The organism is Geothrix sp. SG200, assembly GCF_022808935.1.
GTDB classification, from domain to species: domain Bacteria; phylum Acidobacteriota; class Holophagae; order Holophagales; family Holophagaceae; genus Geothrix; species Geothrix alkalitolerans.
The window spans coordinates 200239-221804 of the sequence record NZ_JAKZFR010000002.1; the positions used below are offsets into that span (position 1 = coordinate 200239).

Here is a 21566-nt window from a genome sequence, read left to right on the forward strand (position 1 = left end):
CTAATTCAGGCGGCCTGGGTCAGGCTTCCGATAAAAGCGCCATGAGCTGGGGACCCACGGCCTCGATGCCGTACCGAGCCCGGCAGGCCTGATCGGCGGCTTCCCGGCGTCGGTCCGCTTCGGCGTCGTCGAGGCGCCACACCTGCGCCAGAGCCTCCGCCAGCGCCTCCGGGGAGAAGGCGTCGACCACCCACCCGAGCCTGCCCCCATCCAGGATCTCCAGTGGGCCGCCATGATCCGGCCCCACCATGAGGAGCCCCTTGGCCGCAGCCTCCGGATAGACCATACCGAACGGTTCATCCAGCGTCAGCAGGGCGAGGACATCGCAGGCTTCGTAGACGCGGCGGAGATCCTCGTCCGGGAGGTAGCCATGGAACCGGACTGACCCTGCCCTGCAGCTAGCGGCCGCCAGCTGTTCCAGCCGTTCCTTGAGGGGGCCCGTCCCCACCACGTGAAGCTCGCAGGGAACCGGGCTGGCAGCCTGGAAGAGGGCGAATCCCCGGATGACGGTATCGATGTTCTTCAGCACCTCCAGGCGGGAATGGACCAGCACCCGGCGCACCGAGCGTTCCAGGCCCGCGCGGTTCCGGCCACCTTCGGGAAACCGCACGATGGGATAGATCACTTCCTCCCGGCACCGGCCGTAGATGCGCCGGGCATTGTCCCGGCTGAACTCGCTGATGGCGTAGATGAGATCGAGGCCCTTCACCACCTCCAGATCGTAGTCGTGGCGGGCCCGAAGGTCGGTTTTTCCCGCCATGGCCCGATCGTGCGCCTCTAGATCCTTCGCGAAGACGATGGTGGCTTCTTCCGGGCCTTGCCCTCCCGAGGCCAGGACCCTGGCCACCAGGGCCGGGTTCGCCTCGCGGCGGTGGATTCCGCGCGGAGGCTCGTTGCATTGCCAGATCTTGCGGGCGCGGATGGGGGCCGCCCCCAGCATGGCGCTGGAGGGGAAGTTGTGGGCGATCACCAGGTCGTACGGCTTCAGGGCCGCGGCGGCGCGAAGCCCGCGGCGCCGCAGCTTGGCCATCCGGGACCATCCGTAGAGGGCGTCCGTCCAATGCCGTTTCTCCACCGTACGCACTGGAATTCCGGCAAGGCGCTCCCCCCAGCGGTCGGCATCGAATCCGAGGGTCACGATCTCTGGTGCGGCGCCCTGGCTCCGAAAATGCTGCGCTTGCGCCGCCACCAGAAGTTCGGCGCCACCGACCGTCTCGAAAGCTGGGTGGAACACGCCAAGGCGCATCGAATTCCCCTCCATGGTCCGCCCACGCCTTGGGCTGAAAGACCTTGATGTTAGCATTTCCCCACCTTATGAACGGCGCGGCTCAGGACAGATCCCCGCCGCCTTGAACTCGCCACTGTATGGATGGAGCCACACGCAATGAAAGTTCTGGTGGTCGGAGGGTCCGGATTCGTGGGGCGGGCCCTTATTTCGCGCCTCCTGGAAGCCGGGCATGAGGTCGAATCCTGGGATCGGGCCCGAAGCGAGGAGGCGCCAGGACTTTGCTGCAGAGCCGTGGACCTGCTGGGCCACGATCCGTTGCCGCTGCCTGGCGATCAGCCATGGGGGGCGGCCTTCCACCTGGCGGCCTACTCCGTGCCCGGCCTGGCCTGGACCCAGGACCTGGTCTTCGCCAACCTGCGCATGACCGCGCGGGTCTTCGACCACCTGGCAGCGGTCGCGCCGGGGTGCCGCGCCATTTTCGCCTCCAGCGCCTTCGTCTACGCGCCGAGCGGCCATTCCCTCAAGGAGACGGATCCGCTGGGATCCACCCACCCCTACGCCCTCTCCAAGCACCTGGGGGAGACGTGGGCCCTGAGGCACCGGAAGGCCCTGAAGGTGTTCATCGTGCGTCCTTTCAATCAGCTTGGTCCGGGCATGGCTCCCGGCCTGCTGGTGCCCGAGCTCCTGGACCGCATCCGCCGCGGTGAGAATCCCATTCGCATGCTGGGCCGTGACGACATCCGCGATTTCCTCGATTGGCGGGACGCCATGGACGCTTACTTGCGCCTCTTGGAGGTCGATGCACCCAGCGGCTCCATCTGGAACCTTTGCTCTGGACGACCCACCAGAGTGTCTGAGCTGGTTCGTGGCCTGTTGAAGGCCTGCGGTCAGGACCGCCCGGCCCTGTTCGCGAACCCCGAGGTGGAGACCTTGGTCGGTGACCCCTCGCGACTGATGGCGGATACGGGCTGGCGACCCTCCCACAGCCTCGAAGACACGCTTCAGGCCATCGCCCGCGCACGGTGAATCTTCGGCCATTGCCATTTCTCCATTCCCCTCCGGCAAGGTAGAGTGAACGTTTCCGCTTCGAGGGCCCCATGCAGAAGACCGCACTCATCACCGGCGTGACTGGCCAGGACGGCAGCTACCTGGCCGAGCTGCTGCTGTCGAAGGGCTACCAGGTCCACGGTGTGGTGCGGCGGGCCAGCCTGTTCAATACGGACCGCATCGACCACCTGCACGTGGGCGAGACGCCGGATCCCTCGTTCTTCCTGCACTACGGCGACCTGTCCGACGCCGGAGCCCTGCGGAACCTGCTGGACGAGATCCAGCCCGACGAGGTCTACAACCTGGGCGCCCAGAGCCACGTGCGCGTGAGCTTCGACCAGCCCGAATACACCGTGGATGTGGTGGGCGTGGGCGTCATCCGGCTGCTGGAGGCCATCCGCAGCTACATGAAGCACACGAAGAAGCAGATCCGCTTCTACCAGGCCGGCAGCTCCGAGATGTTCGGCAGCGCCAAGCCGCGCCAGCACGAGGGCACCCGGTTCGAGCCCCGCAGCCCCTATGCCTGCGCCAAGGTCTACGCCCACTACCAGGTGATCAACCACCGGGAGAGCTACGGGCTCTTCGCCTGCAACGGCATCCTGTTCAACCACGAGAGCCCGCGCCGCGGCGAGACCTTCGTGACCCGCAAGATCACCCGGGCCGCCACGCGCATCAAGCTGGGGCTCCAGGACAAGCTCTTCCTGGGCAACCTGGACGCGAAGCGCGACTGGGGCTTCGCGGGAGACTACGTGGAGGCCATGTGGCGCATGCTCCAGCAGGACGCGCCAGATGACTACGTGGTGGCCACGGGCGAGAGCATCAGCATCCGCGACTTCCTGGGGCTCACCTTCGGGCGCCTGGACCTGGACTGGCAGAAGCACGTGGAGATCGACCCCCGCTACTTCCGCCCCGCCGAGGTGGACCACCTGGAAGGCGATCCGTCCAAGGGCCGCCGCATCCTGGGCTGGGAGCCGAAGACCGACATCCGGGCCCTGGCGGCCATGATGGTGGATTCGGACCTCAAGCTTGCCCAGAAGGAGCAGGTGCTCCGCGAGGCCGGCCACGCCGAGGCGCCCCGCGCCGGGTACCGCTGAGAGGATTCAGGCCAGGGGACGAACCGCCACCAGGGCATAGTCCCTGGGCCCAAACAGGCTCTCCGCGGCCTTCATGAGGGCCTTGTTCCCCAGCCATGCTCGCTTCGCCCGAGCCAAGTCGCGCTCGTCCGCCTGCAGGCGGAGGATGTCCCCCTGCCTCCATCCAACTTGGGCGGCCAGGAAGGCCAGGAAGGCCGGCGGCACCGGGCTGCGATGGGTCGGGTCAAGGTAGAAGGTGTGGGCTCCCACCTGCAGGTTCTCGGGATTGGGCGTTTCCAGGATGAGGAGACCACCGGGTTTCACCACCCGTAACCCTTCCTGGAGCAGCTCCACGAGCAGGTCCAAAGGCAGGTGCTCGACCACGTGGAAGGCGCTGAGCCCATCCACGCTTCCTGCCTCGCAGCCGCGGAGATGGTCCATCAGGTCCCCGACTTGGACCTCCAGGCCGGAGGCCCGGGCAGCCTCGGCCATGCCCGCATTGCCGTCCACGCCCACGCCTCGGACGCCGACCCCCGCCAGGACCCGGAGCCATTCCCCGCGGCCGCAGCCGAGGTCGAGCCACAGAGGATCCCGGAGGCCCGAGAAGGCCTTCCGGACATGGGGCAGGTATACCTCCAGCCGGGATTCGATCACCGCCTCGCTTCCGCGGAAGGCATCCTCAAAGGCCCGGTAGTACGGAGCGAACCGCTGACCTTCCGGCTGACTCTCCCGCACGGGGGAGATGCCAGAAGGCATTCGCTGCTGGATCGCACGAAGATCCTCCCGGAGGGTACGGACCGCCTCCTGCAGCCCCATGGGATGATCCGGCTGCCGAAGGGCCGCCTGGTGCAAAGAGGCCAGCTCATCCACGGTGGCTGACAGCTGCCGGAGTCCCTCAACCAGGGCCGCGTTGAACCGGGGCTGGTCCGCATCAAGATCCCGTCCGCCACGCATGGCCGCCCGAGCCACCAGCCGGCAGATCCATCGGCCCAGCCCGGAACCCTTCTGGGGGACCGGCCTGGAGGCCGCGTCCAGCTCCTTCAACCAGGCCGGAGCCTCCCCTTGAACCTTCTCTGGACGGGCCGTCGAGGCAACGTGGGACATGCGGAAACTCCAGATCTGGATCGGGCATGGCTGTGGGCCCTCCAGCATAACCTGGACACCTGCAGTGGCTATTCCAGGATTCGCATAGACTTAGAGCCACTGGCAACTTTCCGATGAGACCACGAGGAGTCACCCATGCCCCTTGCGCTCCCCCTTCCCCGCCTGGCAGTCGGCCTGCTCGCGGTGTCGCCCCTCTTCGCCCAGGGCCCCCGCTTCACCGCCCGCGACGCCATCCGGGCTGAATGGGCCCGGCAACCCCTGGCTTTCGTGGACGCCCAGAGAGGGACCCTGGCGCCGCAGGATCGGGCCCGCCTGGATCGGACGATCCGTCGGATCGGAGCTCCCGGCGCGCCAGCCCTGCTGCCGCCGGAACTCGACAAACCCTCAGAGGCGCTGTGGCTGGCGAAGGCCGGGGAGGCCCGGACGCCCCGGGAGCGCTTCGATGCCCTGTTCTTCCTGAACCGCTTCAAGAGCCCGAAGGCCCTCCTGGCCCTCGATGGCCTCGTTGCCGCGGATGCCGCCACCTGGCCCGGACATCTGCACCTGGAGGCGTCCCTCGCCACGGCGCGCCTGAACGGCGCGGAGATCTCCCCCGGCCTCCGAGCCTTCCTCGACGCCCTCCAGAAGGCCGGCAAGGTTGATCCCGTCCGCGCCCAGGCGGGCCGGCTGCGGCTGGTGATGGCGGGAAAGGAGAAGGAGCTGCTGCCGCCGGTGCCTGCCACGCCCGGGAGCATTCTGGCGCTGATGGATGCGTGGAACCGTGCGCCCTGGCCCCAGCGCCGGGACCTGGCGCTGACGGCGTTCGCCTCGCTCTCGCCGGAATCCCCAGCCTGGGCCAGGCTCGGCCTTGCCCGTCCCGACCAGGCGACGCTGGACGTGGCCTGCGTGGGCATCCTCTCCAGGCTGGCCGAGGGCGTGCCCAGGCCTGCGCCTGCGGAGGCGTTCAACGTGGAAGGTGGCCCCTGGCCTTGTGCGGCCCATCCCCTGGCCCAGTGGTACGGATTCCAGGCCCTGGCCAAGCTTGATTCCCCGCTGCCCGGCCTGCGGACGCTCATGAACCAGGAGGCTCCCTTCGGCGCCACCACCCCCCTGATGATGGGCACCCTCCTCCCCGCCCTGCGGATCCAAAACCCGGTCCGGGCGGATCTTGTCCGGGCGCGTCTCCTCGCAGGAACGGACGCCACCGCCCGCGCCGCCGGCATCGAGGACCTCCCATCGGCCCCCACCGATCTGGAGGCCCTCACCAGACGCGTCTGGACCGACGTCCAGTTCGAGCCCCAGCAGACGCTGATCCAGAGCTATGGCCGGTGGAAGCTGCCCCTGGAGGAACAGAAAGCCCGGCTTCGCCCCTGGCTGCAGCATCCCAACTGGACCTGCCGCTGGGAGGCCTACCAGGCCCTCGTGAAGCTGGATCCCGCCACACCCTGGCCCAGAGCCCCGAAACCCACCGCGAACGACACCGCAATCCTCCGGGAAGCCATCCGCCTCGCCGGGCGCGGCAAGCCTCTCCGACTCCGCATTTCCCTGAGCGGAAAGCGCAGCATCACGCTCCGCCTCGACCCCACCGTCGCCCCCATGAACATCGCCAATCTTGTCCTGCTGGCCAGGAAGGGCTACTTCAACGGCCGGCTGGTGCCCCGGGTGGTCCCAGACTTTGTGGTGCAGATGGGCTCGCCCTTCGACACCATGGACGGCGGGCCCGGATACACCGTCCGCTGCGAAGACAGCCTCGATTGGTACGGCCCCGGCAGCGTGGGCATGGCGCTCGCGGGCAAGGACACGGGCGGCAGCCAGTTCTTCATCACCACCAACGCCACACCCCACCTCACCGGGAAATACACGCGGATGGGCGAGGTGGAGAACCTGGACGCGGCCATGAAGGTCCTCGATGACCTCGAGCTGGGCGCGAGGATCCTGTCCGTCAAGGTGCTGGAACCGTGAGGCACTGGCCGTTTCCCATCGCGGTGATGGGCCTGGCAACCGGCCTGTGCGCCCAGGCCCCCGTGCTGCAGGATGGCGCGACCGCCCTGAGACAGGCCCAGCGGACCTGGACCACGGGCGAGGAGCCCCTTCCGCCGCTGGCCTTCCCGTCCCTGGAAGTGGGCCTGGGGGGAGCGGGATCGGAGGGCCGGTACGTGCCGCTTGTCGGGGGCGAGGGGCTGGGCCAGGCGGTGCAGGGCTGGGGGCTGGGCCTCCAGGGCCGCTACGTCACCGGAAGCTGGTCCGTGGCCGCCACGGCCCTGGTCCTGCGGGACGGCGGGATGACCCGCGGCTACCTCCTCCGCGCCGCGATCGCCTACCAGTGGGAATCAGGATGGCGGCTGGCCCTGGAACAGCAGCCGTTGGCCTGGGGAGCAGGGTTCGATGGCGGCGACCTGCTGGGCGATGCCGCGCGCCCCTTCCCCCGCCTCTCATGGAGCACCCCTGAGGCTTCGCTGCCCTTCGGGCACTGGCAGGCCGAGGCCTTCGCCGGCCGGCTGGAAGCTGATCGCCCCATCCCCGATTGGATCTCCGATCGTGAGGCCCGCCTCGCCGCCCAGGCACGCGGGCTGGATCTGCGCCGGCCCCGGCTCTACGGAGGCATGATCCGGGCGGCCTTCGGCCCGGTGCTGGAGGCCAGCCTCGGCTCCGTCCGAATGGAAGGCGGCGAGGACTCTGCCGGCCGGGCGGCTCCCGCTTCATCCGCCCGAAGCTGGAGCCTGGTGGAGGTGAAGGTGCGGATCCCTGCCCTGGCCCGTTTCGCGGGGGCCCGGGGCGCAGCCATCCACCTGTCCCGGACTACAGCCCCGGACAGCCGGGCCCTCACGCTGACGCCGGCGCGCACCCTCGGCGGGTTCCAGCTGGTCTGGGACCGGTGGGATTTCGGGCTCGAGTACGCCGGGGCCGCTCCGTCCAATCATCCAGGGACCTTCACTCGGCCAGCCTACCTCGCGGGCTCCTCGACCTTCGGCGACTCCCTGGGCACCGCCTTCGGCGGCGAAGCCACCACCCGGACGATGGAGCTCGGCATGCCCCTCTTTCTTGAAGGCCAAGGGCGCCTGCGGGGTGTGCGGGGCACATCGGCCTCTCCCCTCCCCCCGGGGTTCTGGTTCCTCCAAGGCGAGGCCCAGTGGCGCACGCCCACGGGCCGCATCGGCGCCTCCCTGGCCTCGCGGCGGGACGAGGTTCCGGGATCCTCCGCCCGCTGGGGCTGGACGTTCACCCTCTTCCAGAGCTTCCGCGTCTTCTGAGGCTCCGGCCGCCTGCGCTATCCTGGTTCCCCTTTTCGAGGTCTGCATGGCGTTGTCCCGCGATCAGCTCGTCCGCCGCGCGGCGCAGGAACTGCGTGACGGCTACTACGTGAACCTGGGCATCGGCATCCCCACCCTCATCGCCAATGTGATCCCGGAAGGCATGGAGGTCATCCTCCAGAGCGAGAACGGCCTGCTGGGCATCGGCCCCTTCCCCACGCCGGAGGAGGTGGACCCGGATCTCATCAACGCCGGCAAGCAGACCGTGACGACGGCGCCGGGCGCCAGCTTCTTCAGCAGCGCCGACAGCTTCGCCATGATCCGCGGCGGCAAGATCGACCTCAGCATCCTGGGCGCCATGCAGGTGGACATGGAGGGCAACCTCGCCAACTGGATGATCCCGGGGAAGATGGTCAAGGGCATGGGCGGCGCCATGGACCTGGTCGCCTCGGCCAAGCGGGTGGTGGTGGTGATGGAGCACACCAGCAAGGACGGCGAGCCCAAGATCCTCCGCAAGTGCAACCTGCCCTTCACGGGCCAGCGCTGCGTCCATCGCATCATCACCGATCTGGCCGTCATCGACGTGGTGCCTGGCCGCGAAGGCCTGCGACTGGTGGAGGTGGCCCCGGGTGTCACCCGGGAGGAAGTCCAGGCCCGGACGGAGCCTCCCCTCGTGATGGACCGCGTGACCGAGATGACCGGAGTGTGAGGTTTCCATGCTGATGCGCGCCCTGCCCCTCCTCCCCCTCCTGCTGGCCTTCGCCTGCACCGCCCCGGGAAACACCGTGCCCGCCAAGCCCGCCGAGCCCTTCAAGCCGACCCTGAGCCTACGCCCCGTGGCCGTGAGCCTGGCGAAGGGGACCACCCAGGCCTTCCAGGCCGAGATCAACTACCCCGAGGGCGTCCGCTACATGCGTCAGCCCGTGGGATGGCGCGTGGTGGAGCCTGATGGAGGAAGCATCACGGGCGCCGGCCTCTACACCGCTCCTGCCTCACCGGGCGTCTTCCATGTGGAGGTTCGCCGGGAGGACTTCCCTGACATCCTCGCTTCAGCCACCGTCACGGTGAAGTGATGGATCTGTACCGGGCACTGCGCCCGCTGATCTTCCGCCTTGATCCCGAAACCGCGCACAACCTGGCGTTCTGGCTGGGGGCGAGAGCCTGCGCCTTCCCGCGCCTGCCGCAGCCGGAGCACCCCGCCGCCCTGCGCCGGACGGTCTTCGGCCTCGACTTCCCCACCCCCCTGGGCCTGGCCGCGGGCCTCGACAAGGGCGCCACCCTGCTGCCCCTCTGGAAGAGCCTGGGCTTCGGCCATGTGGAGATCGGCACCGTCACGCCGCGCCCGCAACCCGGGAACCCGAAGCCCCGCCTGTTCCGCTTTCCCGAAGCGGGCCTGATCCTCAACCGCATGGGCTTCAACAGCGAGGGCGCGGACGTGGTGGCCGCGCGGTTGAAGCGCCGCCCGGCGGGCCTGATCGTGGGCGGCAACCTGGGCAAGAACAAGGAGACGCCCGAAGCTCAGGCTCTGGACGACTACCGAGCGGCCTACCGGCTGATCGCGCCGCAGGTGGACTACATCGCGCTGAACGTGAGCAGCCCCAACACGCCGGGCCTGCGGAACCTGCAGGCGCCGGAGGCCCTCAAGCCTCTGCTGGCAGGCATGCTGGACCTGCGCCAGGAGATGGGCCTGGAGCGCCAGCCCCTGCTGCTGAAGCTGGCGCCGGATCTGGCCCCGGAGGACCTGGATGCCATCGTGGAGGCGGCCGTGGCCTCGGGCATCTCCGGGCTCATTGCCACCAACACCACGCTGGATCGCGGCGTCGTGGCCGAACCCCTGCGGGCCCTGGTGGAATCCAAGGGCGCCGGAGGCCTCAGCGGCGCGCCGTTGAAGCCCAGAGCCCGGGAGGTTCGGAAGCGCATCCTGTCCGCCCTGCGCGGCCGCCTGCCCCTGGTGGCCTGCGGCGGCCTGGGGACCGCGGAGGACGTGCTGGGCGCCCTGGACGACGGTGCAGCCCTGGCCCAGATCTACAGCGCCCTCATCTTCGAGGGCCCCAGCCTCGTGCGCCGCATCCATGAAGGGCTGGAATAAACAAAGGCAGAAGGCATTTGATAAGCGGAGGAAAGCGGAAAGGCGGAGGAGAGCGGAGGCCATCGTGATCCAGGTGCCTCCTGCCGCTTTTCTCAGCTTTCCTCAGCTTCTCCGCTTTCCTCCGCTTTCCCATGGTTCCTTTTCAGAAGGAGACCGATTCCTTGCCGGGGCGTTAAACTGATGGATCGAGGTTTCGATGTTGTCACTCCATTCGAAGATCCGTGACCCGCGCCTGCTGCCCCTGGCGGACAAAGTGCTGCGCGGCGAGCGCCTGACCTTTGACGACGGTCTGCTGCTCTACGAGAGCCCGGATCTCACGGGCGTGGGCGCCATGGCCCACCACGTGCGCCTCCAGAAGAACGGGCGGGCCGCCTACTACGTCATGAGCCGCCGGCTGTCCTACACCAACGTCTGCTTCACCCACTGCCAGTTCTGCGCCTTCCAAGCCAAGCCCGGCGACCCCCGGGCCTACGCCCTCTCGGCCGAGCAGATCATCGCCGAGCTGGAGAAGCCCGAGAACGCCGGTGTCCGCGAGCTGCACATGACCTCGGGCCACAATCCCAAGCTCAAGATCGACTACTTCGAGGACCTGTTCACGAAGATCAAGGCGCGATTCCCGTCCATCCACCTCAAGGTCTTCACCATGATCGAGATGGACTACTACGCCCGCATCTCGGGCCTGAGCACCGAGGCCTTCCTGGACCGCTGCATGGCCGCGGGCCTGGAGAGCTGCCCCGGCGGCGGCGCGGAGATCTTCGACGAGGCGCTGCGCGAGCAGATCTGCATCGGCAAGAAGGACGCCCAGGTGTGGCTGGACACGGCGGCACTGTGCCACCGCAAGGGCCTGCCCACCAACTGCACCATGCTCTACGGCCACATCGAGGAGGCCCGCCACCGGGTGGACCACCTGCTGCGCCTGCGCAACCTGCAGGACCGCTCCCAGGCCGCGGGCTACCAGGGCTTCCTGGCCTTCATCCCCCTGGCCTACCAGAACGAGGACAACGAGCTGAGCGCCACGCACGTCATCCACGAGACCACAGGGACGCAGGACCTGCGCGAGATCGCCGTGGCCCGGCTGCTGCTCGACAACATCCCGCACATCAAGGCCTACTGGGTGATGATCTCGCCGGGCCTGGCTCAGGCCGGCCTGAGCTACGGGGCGGACGACGTGGACGGCACCGTCATCGCGGAGGAGATCGCCCATGACGCCGGCGCCAAGACCCCCCAGGGCCTCCGCCGCGACGAGCTGGTGCGCCTCATCGAAGACGCCGGCTTCGATGCCCTGGAGCGGGACAACCTCTACAACGTCTATGCCCAGGTCTAGGTAGACCGCCTAGTCCACCTTCCGCTTTTCATAAACCTTCGCCGGGTCCAGCGGGAAGGCGTAGGAGCTGTTCCAGAGTCGGTCGTGGATGCGCACTGCCTGGGCGGCCAGGGGCGAGTCCCGGAAGATGAGCTCGACGTTGCGCGAATCCGTGAAGTAGCTCTCCTCCCAGTTGCTGGTGCCCAGGGCCAGGTGCATGCCGTCCACCACCAGGTACTTGCTGTGGATGGTGCGGGCGAAGGGAATGTGCCCCTCCTTCGCCTCGGGAATGGAGACCACCCTCACCTCCAGATTCGGGATCAGTGTCAGGGCCTTGAGGTGCGGCAGGGCGCGGCCGCCCAGCACCCAGTCGGACACCATCAGGCGCACATGGACCCCCCGCACCGCGGCGGCCCGCAGGGCATCGTCCAGCACCGGCCAGAAGCGGTCCTGTCCCGCGATGGGCGAATAGGTGAGCAACTGCACCCGCACGCTCTGCTTCGCCTGGCCGATCAGCTCCACCAGGGCGTCGATGGCGGCCCGGATGTCCTTCGGGGTGAGGAAGGGCGGGCTGGCCACCAACTCTGTGTCGGGCCGGAGGACGGGGACAGACCGGCCCGGAAGGTCCGGCAGCTTCCGGTTTCCGGCGAAGGCCCAGTCAAGGGCGAACAGTTCCGTGAGCCGGGTGACGATCCGGGGATCCGTGGTCCGGACGCCCAGCTCATGGATCTGCTCGAGGGCCCGCCAGTCGAAGTTCTGGCTGCCCAGGGCCGCCTCGCGGCCATCCACCACGAAGTACTTGGCATGGAGGATGCCCCGGGAGACGCCGACCAGGTCGAAGCTCCGCACCTCCGCGCCGGGAATGTTCCGGATCCGGGCCACCGAGGCGGGATCCTGGTCGAGCATCTTTGCCGAGAGCAGGAAACGGATCTTCACCCCACGGGCCCCGGCCTTCTCCAGCTCCACGAGCACGGGCTCCAGCGCGCTGCCGGGGCGGTTGGTGACGTAGAACTCCGCCGCATCCACGCTGGCCTTCGCCTCGCGGATCATCGCCACCCAGGCATCTTTGGCGAACGCCAAGGTGGGATCCGCCAGGCCCGTTTCGACCGGAACAGACTGAACCAGGGTGGTGGTGGCCGGGTTCTGGTCTCCGGGTTGCGCCCGGGCGGGCTGGAAGGCCCCGAGGGCCAAGCCGGCGGCGAGGGTCAGCAGCAGGGAACGTGGGGTCATGGCGGCATCGCTCCAGGTGCGAGGATACTCCGTTGACGGGGCGGGCGCCGGTCTGGTGTGGTGAAGGCGTGGAAACCAAAGCCGAGTACCGCGCCCACCTCAAGGCCCGCCGGGACGCGCTGCCGGCGGCGGACCGCGCTGGCTGGTCCGCCGCCATCGCCACCCACCTCGACCGCTTCTGCCGCGACCGCCGCCTGACCCGCGTGGGAGCGTTCTGGCCCTTCGGCTCCGAGATCGACCTGCGCCCCACGGTGGCAGCCCATCCGGACTGGCTCTGGTTCTTCCCCCGGGTGGCCTCGACCCAGCCTCCCCGGCTGGCCTGGGGCACGGAACCCCTGGAGAAAGGCCACTGGGGCCTCCTCGAGCCGGCCCTGGCCCAGCACTTCCTTCCGCCGGTGCAGCTGCTGCTCGTGCCAGGCCTCGCCTTCGACGACGAGGGCTACCGCATCGGCTATGGCCGCGGCTTCTACGACGCCCTTCTCGCCAGGCTGCCGGAGGAGGTCCTCACCGTGGGCGTGGGCTTCGAGGCCCAGATGCACCTGCCCATCCCCGTGGACCCCCACGACTGGCCCGTGCAGGCCCTGCTCAGCGAACGCGGCTTCCGACAGCTGACAGCTGACAGCTGACAGCTCCCCTACCCCAGCTTCAGGATGCTTGACCCATCCGCATAGCCCTCCGTGGGCGTCTCCCGCATCTTCTGGAGCACCTGCAGCAGGCCCTGGATGCGATCGACCATCTCGCCGATCTTGGCGAGCTTGGCCTCCTCCGGATACTTCCGCTGGAGCATCTCCACCTGCATCGAGATGACCGCCAGCGGGTTGTTGATCTCATGCTTGAGGGTGCCGGCCATCTGGCGGAAGGATTCCAGGCGCTCGGCCGCCAGGGCCCTTTGGCGGAGTTCAGTGTGGCCCTGCAGCACCCGCAGGCGTTGGTGCAGCGCTTCCCAGCCGAACCCATCGGCCAGCCAGTCCGTGGCGCCGGCCTCGATCAGGCCAGGCGTATCCCCCTCGGCGCATCGGACGACGAGGATCGGCGTGGTGGCGAAGGCGGGATGACGGCGGTAGGCCCGGATGGTCGCCTCGGCATCCGGTGTGCCCTTGGCGTCGATGACGAGGAAGCGGTGGATCGGCAGGGGCGGCGGAGGGGGCTCGGATTCCAGCGGCAGGAGCCCCAGGTCTCCCGCCTCGGCCACGGCCTGGAACAGGCCCACCAGCCCGAGGTCCTCGCTGACCAGGCCCAGCAGGGGCCGCATCGGCTCGTCCGGCATGGCTTCTGGTCCCTCCGGCAGGAGCACCTCCAGCAGGCGGTCCGCCCAGCGCCAGCGGATACCTGATTCCTTCAGCACCCGCTGGCTCCAGCCGTCCGGCGAGGGCCCCCGGAGTCCAGCCGAGAACTGGATCCTCAGCAGGTAGCGCCCGGGTTCGTGGCCCCACCGGACCGTCAGTTCCGCGCCGGGAGGCAGCTGCATGACCAGGGGTTCCACCAGGCCGTCCAGCGCCAGCAGCAGGGATCCGCCCAGCCACCACACCGCCCCCTGGGGCGGAGGATCGGCCGTCCATCGGATGCCCCGGAGGTCCAGCAGGGAGCGCCACCGCAGCGCCAGGTCCTCCTGCAGGGAGGCGAGCCCGATCGACTGCCCGGTCGCCGCGGGCGTCCTGGGATCGTCCTGGCACCGTCCCTCCTCGACCAGGGCAGCAAGGCGCTCCAGGTGGAATCGGAGAGCATCCCCTTCCGGGTCCTGTTGCTCCCTTACCCAGCTCTGGATCCGGCGGACCGAGCCGACCATGGCCGCCAGCAGCTCATCCCAGCATTCCGAGTCCTGCTGGATCTGCTTGCGGAGACGCAGGAGCTCGCCCTGCTGCTCGGCCTGCTCGACGGCCTTCCGCTGGAGACGGGCCTGCCGCAGGACGAGAACGCCGCGGCGGGAGAAGGCCTGGAGGGTGGCCAGATCGAGCCGGGTGAATGGAATTCCGCCAGGCTGGCGCTCGAGGTAGAGGGCGGAGAAGGCCTGCCCTTCCTCCATCAGCGGCGCGCAGAGGAAGCAGCCGGGGCTGTCTTCCAGCGCGCCGGCTTCCTCGAACCTGGGGTCCGCCAGGGGCTGGTTCGAAAGGATGGAGGTGCACTCGCGGGCCACGTAGGCGAGCACCGACGCTGGGGGGGCAAGCTCCTCCGTGGCCTCTCCAGCGGCGTGGATCACCCGCCAGCCGCCCGGTTCGAGCCGTGCGACGAACAGGCCTCGGTCGGCCGAGGTTAGGCGGAGGGATTCCTCGAGGAGGGCGCGTCCCAGGGTGTTGGAATCGGCTTCCCCCAGCAGCCGCTCCGTGGCGCCGTAGAGCTGCTTCAGCTCTGCGAGGTACCAGGCCGGCCGGTCCGATTGCAGGCGGATCTCGTCGAAGAGGTCCCCCACGTGCTCGGCGAAGGTCGTCCCGTCCAACCCCGGGAAGCCGTGGGTGAAGGTGAGGCGCCAGGAACCCAGCGCCAGCTCATCCCCATCGCGCAGAGGGCCCTCCGGCGCGGAACCGACCGCGTGTCCATTCAGGGTGGTGCCGCTGATGGAGCCCAGGTCCTTCACCCACCAGGCACCCTCGGTCTTCGAGAGGACGGCATGGACCGGTGAGACAGTACCCTGTCCCGGCCGGCTCAGCCCGCAGCCCAGCGGATCCCGGCCCAGGACGCAGAGGTCCTCCACCACGGCATGCCGGAAGGGCTGGCTCCCCTCCATCCATGACAAGTAGGGCATCGGAACTCCTCGGGCGGGCTCCTGGGGTGGATGTGCGTCGGGCTCGGATCAGGTGGGCAAAGGATACCGCGTGTCATGGGTCCGACTCGGCCGGAAGAACAGCATGGTGTGGCCGATGGTCCAGACATGCTCCAGCCCCGGCACGGCGGCGCAAAGGGCCGCGGCCGCGGAGGCCTCGTCCTCGAAGCTGTTCTGGTTGATCTTGATCTTCACCAGTTCGAGGCTGTCCACCATCACGTCCAGCTCCGTGGCCTGGGCCGGCGACACCCCGCCCTTGCCCACATGCATGACGGGCTTCAGGTGATGGGCCTCGGCCTTGAGGAACTGGCGCTGTTTCGAGGTGAGCATTCGTGACTCCAGGGGACCAGTCTATCCTCGAAGGCGAGGTGCCCCCATGATCCGTCGCCTGCTGTTCTCCCTCACGGCCCTGGCCTGCCTGGCTGCCCCGCCCCGCACCCTGCGGGTGGACTACGGCCATACCGGGGATGCGGCCTCGGAACGCTTCGGGGTGGACCGCGTGGTGCTGGAGCCCCTGCCCTGGCCTGGCGACCTCACCAAGGCCGTCGATGACAGCAACCTCGGGAAGTACTGCTTCGAGGTGGCCGACAAGGCCACGGGGAAGATCCTCTATTCACGCGGCTTCGCCAGCATCTACGGCGAGTGGGAGACCACGGACGAGGCGAAGGCCCTCAGCCGGAGCTTCTCCGAATCCCTGCGCTTCCCCCAGCCCGACGCGCCGGTGCGCATCCAGGTGAAGAAGCGGGATGCCAAGAACGTCTTCCGGACCCTTTGGACCTTCGACCTCGATCCGAAGGACCCCCTCATCGAGCGGGCCCCGGCTCCCGAAGCCGGTACCCTCATCGCCCTCCAGAAGGCCGGCGATCCGGCGGACAAAGTGGACTTCCTCATCCTGGGCGACGGCTACACGGCCGCCGAGCGGGGCAAGTTCGAGCAGCAGGCGCGCAAGGTCATGGAGCTGCTCTTCCAGCAGACGCCCTTCAAGGAGCACCGCAACGACTTCAACGTCTGGGCCCTCTGCCCGCCCGCGAAGGAGAGCGGCATCTCCCGGCCTTCCACCGGCGTCCACAAGCGCTCTCCGCTTGGCGCCACCTATGACGCCTTCGGCAGCGAACGCTACGTGCTGACCTTCGACAACCGGACCTGGCGCGACATCGCGGCCCAGGCCCCCTACGAGTTCGTGGAGATCCTCACCAACTCCGAGACCTACGGCGGCGGCGGCATCCACAACCTCTACAGCACGGCCTCGGCGGGCAACAGCACCATCGGCTACCTGTTCGTGCACGAGTTCGGCCACCACTTCGCGGGCCTGGCGGACGAGTACTACACCTCGGACGTGGCCGTCACCAACAGCCCCGAGCGGCCCGAGCCCTGGGAGCCCAATGTCACCGCCCACCCGAAGCAGCCCAAGTGGGGCGCCCTTCTCAGCCCCGGCGTGCCCCTGCCCACCCCCTGGAAGAAGGACGAATTCGAAGCGCACAGCCACGCCTACCAGAAGGAGCGCCGCGCCATCCGCGCCGCCAACAAGCCCGAGTCCGAGATGGACGCGCTCTTCGCGCGGGAGAAGGTCTTCGAGACAAAGCTCCTGGGCACCGACGCCCACAGCGGGAAGGTGGGCGCCTTCGAGGGCGCCAACTACGAGGCCAAGGGTTACTTCCGAAGCCAGGAGGACTGCCTCATGTTCACGCGCGACGAGGTCGGGTTCTGCGCCGCGTGCCGGGCCGCCATCGAGCGGGTCATCCGGCAGTACGCAAAATAGCGGACACGGGCCTGGAAGTTCGACTTGGATTTCTCTTTAATCAAAGCCACAATCTTCCCACCCCCATGATCCCGCCCGGAACCCGGCTTGGCCCTTATGAGATCCAGTCTCCCCTTGGCTTGGGCGGGATGGGGCAGGTCTATCGTGCCCTGGATACTCGGACCCAGTGCCCCGTGGCCCTCAAGGTACTGGGCCACGCCTCGGCCCAGGCTGACGAGCGGCTGGCCCGCTTCCAGCAGGAGGCACGGACCCTGGCGGCCATCGAGCACCCCGCCCTGCCGGCGATCTACGGCTGGGACACGGATGGCCCGACACCCTACATCGCCATGGAGCTCCTCGAGGGCGAGACACTCCATGAGCGCCTCCTGCGCGGCGCCCTCCCTCCGGATGAGGCCATGGACCTGGCCCACCAGTTGGCCCTGGGGCTGGCGGCCACCCACGAACGGGGGATCATCCACCGGGACCTGAAACCGGGGAACCTATTCATCACCAAGGAGGGCCGCCTCAAGATCCTGGACTTCGGCCTTTCGAAGGCGCTCCCGACCCTTCTGGATGAGCAGACCCTGATCCAGCGCCCCGAAACGAGCCACCAGACCCAGGTCGGGACCATGATGGGCACGGTCGGCTACATGGCTCCGGAGCAGATCCGTGGGCGGGAGGTGGATCCAAGGGCTGACCTCTTCGTCTGCGGCATCCTGCTGTACGAAATGCTGTTCGGCCGCCGCGCCTTCTCGGGAGAGTCGCCGGTGGAGGTCCTCAACGCCATCCTCAAGGATGAGCCGCCGATGCGGACCGCATCCCCCAGCCCCTATTCGCCCGAGCTCATCGACCTCCTGAAGCATTGCCTGGAGAAGAATCCGGAAGACCGCCTCCCCACGGCCCAGCAGCTGGCATCCCGCCTGGCGGCCCTCCAACGCAAGGGGGTGACGCTCCAGGGGCTGGCCCGCATCTTCCAGGGCCGGGTGGGGTGGGTGGCCCTCGCGCTGGTCCTGGGAGGCCTGGGCTTCGGCCTCGGCCATCACCTGGACCACCGGGAACCGCCCACGTTCAAGCGGCTCACCTTCCGGCAGGGGCTGATCCGGAACGCGCGGCTGAGCCCCGATGGCCAGGAGGTGCTCTACAGCGCCGCCTGGTCTGGCGGCCCGCTCATGGTCCAGTCCACCCGCCCCGACAGCCCCGAGAGCCGCACCCTTGAATTGCCCGAGGCGGATCTCCTGGGCCTCTCCCGCACCGGAGAGCTCGCCGTCGCCCTGGGCAGCCGCCCCATCCAGAGCTGGATGTGGCGGGGCACCCTGGGGGTGGTTCCCCTGGCCGGAGGCGCCCCGCGAGCCCTGATGGAGCAGGTGGTGGCCGCGGACTGGAGCCCGGATGGATCGGAGCTGCTGGTGGTCCGCAATGCGGACGGCAAGGCCCGCCTCGAGTTCCCGCTGGGACACCCCATCGCCGAATCCTCCGGCTGGATCAGCCACCCCAGGGTCTCGCCCAAGGGCGATCGGGTCGCCTACCTGGAGCATCCGGTGTCCGGCGACGATGCGGGCTATCCCGTCGTGGTGGACCGGCAGGGAAACCGCCATCCCCTGACCGGGGCCTGGCCCAGCATCCAGGGACTGGCCTGGAAGGGGAACGAGGTCTGGTTCACGGCCGCCACGCACGGCGTGGCCAGGGGCCTCTATGCCGTCGGGTCAGGGGAACCAAGGCTCGTCCTGAATGTGCCCGCCCCCCTCACGCTCCATGACATCTCCCGCGACGGACGCCGAGTGCTCCTCGCCAAGGAGGTGATGCGCACGGGCATCCAGAGCCTGCGGCCCGGTGCCGACCGCGAACGCGAGCTTTCCTGGCTGGACTGGTCCCTGGTGCAGGATCTCTCCGCCGACGGGTCCACCCTCATCTTCAACGAGCAGGGTGAAGGTTCGGGGATCCAGTACGACATCTACCTGAGGAAGACGGATGGAAGCCCGGCGGTGCGGCTGGCCAAGGGCGCCTACCCCATCCTCAGTCCCGATGGGCACCGGGTGGCGGCGCTCGTTCCGGGAGCCCGCAACGAGATCCAGATCTTCCCGACCGGGGCCGGGGAGGTCCTGACCCTCGCTTCTTCCGGCCTGGAGACCATCCACCGCTTGCGCTGGTTCCCCGATGGCCGCCGCCTGCTGGTCCAGGCCAACCGCCCCGGCGAGGGAACCCGGCTCTTCGCCATCCCCCTGGACGGCCGGCCAGCGGAGTCCCTGACGGCGCCGGGGTACCAGTTCTTCGGACAGCCCATCAGCCCGGACGGGCGCCGCATCACCACCCGCCTCAGCGAGCAGGAGGACCGGATCCTCTCCCTGGACGACGGCAAGTCCCAACCCATCCCGGGCCTCCGCGCCATGGAACGCGTGGTGCGGTGGGCGCCTGATGGCAAGGGACTATGGGTGGTGGACCTGCACGAGATGCCCTGCACCGTGACGCACCTCGACCTCGCCACCGGGGCTCGGAAGAAGCTTCTGGAGATCGCCCCTGAAGACCTTGCGGGGATGACGGTCAGCAACTTCCTCCTCACGCCGGACGCCAGGGGATACGCCTACGCCTATCGCAGGGTGCTGTCCGAGCTCTACCTCTACGAGGGCTTGCGCTAGACGCCCCTACTCCACCACGGGTCCGGAAGCCATGGCCAAGGGCGAATCGCCGGTGCCCAGCAGCCGCTCCCGCCGGGCATGCAGGATGCGGTCGCGGAGTGCTGCGGCATCCTCGAACTTCATCTGGGAGGCCAGCTCCTTCATGCGCTTCTCCAGCTTGGCCACTTCGCGCTCGAAGGCCTTGTCCTCCAAGTAGAGCAGCGGCTCCTCGGCGGCCCGCTCCTCCTTCGTGACGTTGATGAACTCCCGGGCCAGGGCCTCGCCCATGACGTCGTCCAGGTTGCGCTTCACGGTCTCGGGCGTGATGCCGTGCTCGGTGTTGTGGGCCAGCTGCTTCTGCCGGCGCCGCTCGGTCTCGCCAATGGCCTGCTTCATGGATCCGGTCATCACATCGGCGTAGAGGATGGCCTTGCCGTTCACATGACGGGCCGCGCGGCCGATGGTCTGGATGAGGCTGCGGGTGTTGCGGAGGAAGCCTTCCTTGTCCGCGTCCAGGATGGCCACCAGGCTCACTTCCGGCAGGTCCAGGCCCTCCCTCAGCAAGTTGATGCCGATGAGCACGTCGAACACGCCCCGGCGCAGGTTCTTCAACAGCTCCACCCGCTCCAGGGTGTCGATCTCGCTGTGCAGGTACTCCGCCTTGATGCCCAGTTCCTGGTAGTAGGCCGTGAGCTGCTCCGCCAGCTTCTTGGTGAGCACCGTCACCAGCACCCGCTCGTCCCGGGCTACGGTCTTGCGGATCTCCTCCAGCAGGTCGTCCACCTGGGTGCCCACGGGACGGACTTCCACCATGGGATCCACCAGGCCCGTGGGGCGCACCACCTGCTCCACGAAGGCCCCGCCGCTCTGCTGCAGCTCGTAGTCGCCGGGGGTGGCGGAGACGTAGACCACCTGCTTGACCCGGCTCTCAAATTCTTCGAATTTGAGCGGACGGTTATCGAGGGCTGAGGGCAACCTGAAACCGTAGTCCACGAGCGTCGTCTTCCTTGAGCGGTCGCCGTTGTACATGCCGTGGAGCTGGCCCGTGGCCACGTGGCTTTCGTCCATGAAGACGATGAAGTCCTCGGGGAAGTAGTCCAGCAGGGTGTGGGGCGGCTGGCCGGGCTGGCGGCCGTCCAGGAAGCGGCTGTAGTTCTCGATGCCGCTGCAGTGGCCCATCTCCTTCATCATCTCCACGTCGTAGATGACGCGCTGGTGGAGGCGCTGGAGCTCCACGATCTTCCCCGCGGCGCGGAATTCCTCCTCCCGGGCCTCCAGCTCATCCTTGATGTCGCGGATGGCGGCCTTGAGCTTGTCCTCGGGGGTCACGTAGTGGGTCTTGGGCCAGATGGTGAGCTCGTCCAGCTTCTCGATCACCACACCGCGCAGGGGATCGATCTTCGAGAGGCGCTCCACCTCGTCGCCCCACAGCTCGATGCGGTAGGCCACGTCCTCGTAGGCCGGGTAGACCTCCACCACGTCGCCCCGCACGCGGAAGATGCCCGGCTCGAAGCTGAGGTGGTTGCGCTGGTACTGGATGGCCACCAGGTCCCGCAGCAGCATGGCCCGGTCGATGGACTGGCCCGTCTTCAAGGTCACGGAAAGGTTCAGGTACGAGCTGGGATCGCCCAGACCGTAGATGCAGCTTACGGAGGCCACCACGATGGTGTCCCGGCGCTCGAGCAGGCAGCGGGTGGCGCTGAGGCGCAGCTTCTCCAACTCCTCGTTGATCTTCGCGTCCTTGTCGATGAACAGGTCCCGCTCGGGCACATAGGCCTCGGGCTGGTAGTAGTCGTAGTAGCTGACGAAGTACTCGACGGCGTTCTCGGGGAAGAACTGCTTGAACTCGCTGAAGAGCTGGGCGGCCAGGGTCTTGTTAGGGGCGAAGATGAGGGCCGGCCGGCCCGCCCGGGCGATGGTCGAGGCCATCGTGTAGGTCTTCCCCGACCCGGTCACGCCCAGCAGCGTCTGCGCCCGGTCTCCCCGCTCCAGCCCCGCCACCAGCTGCGCAATGGCCTCCGGCTGGTCCCCGGCGGGCTGGTAGGGCGAGACGAGCTTGAAGGGAATTGCCTTGGCCATGGGAGAAAAGGAAAGCACGAAGACACGAATAAAAAAAGAAAGAACTAGCCCTCACGCGGAGGATCCGGAGAGAGC

17 protein-coding genes are annotated in these 21566 nt (G+C 68.3%); 11 read left to right on the forward strand and 6 right to left on the reverse strand.

What is annotated here, in order from left to right; all coding sequences use genetic code 11:
- Positions 1-19: 19 nt before the first annotated feature.
- Positions 20-1246, reverse strand: coding sequence for a glycosyltransferase family 4 protein (locus ML539_RS06250; RefSeq protein ID WP_243321744.1), 1227 nt, complete (start codon positions 1244-1246; stop codon positions 20-22).
- A gap of 138 nt (positions 1247-1384) precedes the next feature.
- On the opposite strand from ML539_RS06250, the gene ML539_RS06255 reads away from it, so the two are divergent.
- Positions 1385-2254: an NAD(P)-dependent oxidoreductase gene (locus ML539_RS06255; protein ID WP_243321746.1), complete on the forward strand. Its 870-nt coding sequence runs from the start codon at positions 1385-1387 to the stop codon at positions 2252-2254.
- 71 nt (positions 2255-2325) lie between these two features.
- Entirely contained in the window at positions 2326-3369 is a 1044-nt protein-coding gene (gene gmd, locus ML539_RS06260) for a GDP-mannose 4,6-dehydratase (RefSeq protein ID WP_243321748.1), read from the forward strand.
- A gap of 6 nt (positions 3370-3375) precedes the next feature.
- Here gmd and ML539_RS06265 read toward each other — a convergent pair whose 3' ends face one another.
- Entirely contained in the window at positions 3376-4452 is a 1077-nt protein-coding gene (locus ML539_RS06265; RefSeq protein WP_243321751.1) for a class I SAM-dependent methyltransferase, read from the reverse strand.
- Positions 4453-4587: 135 nt separating this feature from the next.
- Here ML539_RS06265 and ML539_RS06270 point away from each other — a divergent pair, with 135 nt between their 5' ends.
- The 6 genes from ML539_RS06270 (at position 4588) to mqnE (ending at position 11095) form a co-directional block, all read left to right on the forward strand.
- Entirely contained in the window at positions 4588-6393 is a 1806-nt protein-coding gene (locus ML539_RS06270) for a peptidylprolyl isomerase (RefSeq protein WP_243321753.1), read from the forward strand.
- Positions 6394-6419: 26 nt separating this feature from the next.
- Complete coding sequence (locus ML539_RS06275; protein WP_243321755.1) at positions 6420-7682, forward strand: capsule assembly Wzi family protein; 1263 nt, start codon at positions 6420-6422, stop codon at positions 7680-7682.
- A 46-nt stretch (positions 7683-7728) separates the two neighbouring features.
- Positions 7729-8391, forward strand: a complete 663-nt coding sequence (locus ML539_RS06280; RefSeq protein WP_243321757.1) for a CoA transferase subunit B — start codon at positions 7729-7731, stop codon at positions 8389-8391.
- Between the two features lie 7 nt (positions 8392-8398).
- A complete protein-coding gene (locus ML539_RS06285; RefSeq protein WP_243321758.1) occupies positions 8399-8755 on the forward strand; it encodes a hypothetical protein in 357 nt (118 codons plus the stop codon).
- Positions 8755-9771, forward strand: coding sequence for a quinone-dependent dihydroorotate dehydrogenase (locus ML539_RS06290; RefSeq protein WP_243321760.1), 1017 nt, complete (start codon positions 8755-8757; stop codon positions 9769-9771). Before ML539_RS06285 ends, ML539_RS06290 begins: the two co-directional genes overlap by 1 nt.
- 196 nt (positions 9772-9967) lie before the next feature.
- Positions 9968-11095: an aminofutalosine synthase MqnE gene (gene mqnE, locus ML539_RS06295; protein WP_243321762.1), complete on the forward strand. Its 1128-nt coding sequence runs from the start codon at positions 9968-9970 to the stop codon at positions 11093-11095.
- 9 nt (positions 11096-11104) lie between these two features.
- On the opposite strand, the gene ML539_RS06300 is transcribed toward mqnE, so the two are convergent.
- Positions 11105-12304 (reverse strand): phospholipase D-like domain-containing protein, encoded by a 1200-nt coding sequence (locus ML539_RS06300; protein WP_243321764.1) that lies wholly within the window; start codon positions 12302-12304, stop codon positions 11105-11107.
- A 68-nt stretch (positions 12305-12372) separates the two neighbouring features.
- Here ML539_RS06300 and ML539_RS06305 point away from each other — a divergent pair, with 68 nt between their 5' ends.
- A complete protein-coding gene (locus ML539_RS06305) occupies positions 12373-12930 on the forward strand; it encodes a 5-formyltetrahydrofolate cyclo-ligase (RefSeq protein ID WP_243321766.1) in 558 nt (185 codons plus the stop codon).
- An 8-nt stretch (positions 12931-12938) separates the two neighbouring features.
- On the opposite strand, the gene ML539_RS06310 is transcribed toward ML539_RS06305, so the two are convergent.
- The gene (locus ML539_RS06310; protein WP_243321768.1) at positions 12939-15044 is read right to left on the reverse strand and encodes an FHA domain-containing protein; all 2106 of its coding nucleotides are present in this window, start codon (positions 15042-15044) and stop codon (positions 12939-12941) included.
- Between the two features lie 48 nt (positions 15045-15092).
- Positions 15093-15392, reverse strand: a complete 300-nt coding sequence (locus tag ML539_RS06315) for a YhbY family RNA-binding protein (RefSeq protein WP_243321769.1) — start codon at positions 15390-15392, stop codon at positions 15093-15095.
- A 46-nt stretch (positions 15393-15438) separates the two neighbouring features.
- Between ML539_RS06315 and ML539_RS06320 the strand changes: the two genes are divergently transcribed.
- Together ML539_RS06320 and ML539_RS15400 are read left to right on the forward strand one after the other, a co-directional pair.
- The gene (locus ML539_RS06320; protein WP_243321771.1) at positions 15439-16821 is read left to right on the forward strand and encodes an IgA Peptidase M64; all 1383 of its coding nucleotides are present in this window, start codon (positions 15439-15441) and stop codon (positions 16819-16821) included.
- A 65-nt stretch (positions 16822-16886) separates the two neighbouring features.
- The gene (locus ML539_RS15400; protein WP_279341531.1) at positions 16887-19433 is read left to right on the forward strand and encodes a serine/threonine-protein kinase; all 2547 of its coding nucleotides are present in this window, start codon (positions 16887-16889) and stop codon (positions 19431-19433) included.
- 6 nt (positions 19434-19439) lie between these two features.
- Here ML539_RS15400 and uvrB read toward each other — a convergent pair whose 3' ends face one another.
- Complete coding sequence (gene uvrB / locus ML539_RS06330; protein ID WP_243321773.1) at positions 19440-21491, reverse strand: excinuclease ABC subunit UvrB; 2052 nt, start codon at positions 21489-21491, stop codon at positions 19440-19442.
- Between the last annotated feature and the right edge of the window lie 75 nt (positions 21492-21566).

Bases quoted from the DNA above. Each gene is read 5' to 3' on its own strand.
- ML539_RS06280 (WP_243321757.1), top strand. From the start codon at position 7,729: ATGGCGTTGTCCCGCGATCAGCTCGTCCGCCGCGCGGCGCAGGAACTG.
- ML539_RS06255 (WP_243321746.1), top strand. From the start codon at position 1,385: ATGAAAGTTCTGGTGGTCGGAGGGTCCGGATTCGTGGGGCGGGCCCTT.
- ML539_RS06315 (WP_243321769.1), bottom strand. From the start codon at position 15,392: ATGCTCACCTCGAAACAGCGCCAGTTCCTCAAGGCCGAGGCCCATCAC.
- ML539_RS06265 (WP_243321751.1), bottom strand. From the start codon at position 4,452: ATGTCCCACGTTGCCTCGACGGCCCGTCCAGAGAAGGTTCAAGGGGAG.
- ML539_RS06290 (WP_243321760.1), top strand. From the start codon at position 8,755: ATGGATCTGTACCGGGCACTGCGCCCGCTGATCTTCCGCCTTGATCCC.
- ML539_RS06275 (WP_243321755.1), top strand. From the start codon at position 6,420: ATGGGCCTGGCAACCGGCCTGTGCGCCCAGGCCCCCGTGCTGCAGGAT.
- ML539_RS15400 (WP_279341531.1), top strand. From the start codon at position 16,887: ATGATCCCGCCCGGAACCCGGCTTGGCCCTTATGAGATCCAGTCTCCC.
- mqnE (WP_243321762.1), top strand. From the start codon at position 9,968: ATGTTGTCACTCCATTCGAAGATCCGTGACCCGCGCCTGCTGCCCCTG.
- ML539_RS06320 (WP_243321771.1), top strand. From the start codon at position 15,439: ATGATCCGTCGCCTGCTGTTCTCCCTCACGGCCCTGGCCTGCCTGGCT.
- ML539_RS06250 (WP_243321744.1), bottom strand. From the start codon at position 1,246: ATGCGCCTTGGCGTGTTCCACCCAGCTTTCGAGACGGTCGGTGGCGCC.
- ML539_RS06310 (WP_243321768.1), bottom strand. From the start codon at position 15,044: ATGCCCTACTTGTCATGGATGGAGGGGAGCCAGCCCTTCCGGCATGCC.
- uvrB (WP_243321773.1), bottom strand. From the start codon at position 21,491: ATGGCCAAGGCAATTCCCTTCAAGCTCGTCTCGCCCTACCAGCCCGCC.
- ML539_RS06270 (WP_243321753.1), top strand. From the start codon at position 4,588: ATGCCCCTTGCGCTCCCCCTTCCCCGCCTGGCAGTCGGCCTGCTCGCG.
- ML539_RS06300 (WP_243321764.1), bottom strand. From the start codon at position 12,304: ATGACCCCACGTTCCCTGCTGCTGACCCTCGCCGCCGGCTTGGCCCTC.
- ML539_RS06285 (WP_243321758.1), top strand. From the start codon at position 8,399: ATGCTGATGCGCGCCCTGCCCCTCCTCCCCCTCCTGCTGGCCTTCGCC.
- gmd (WP_243321748.1), top strand. From the start codon at position 2,326: ATGCAGAAGACCGCACTCATCACCGGCGTGACTGGCCAGGACGGCAGC.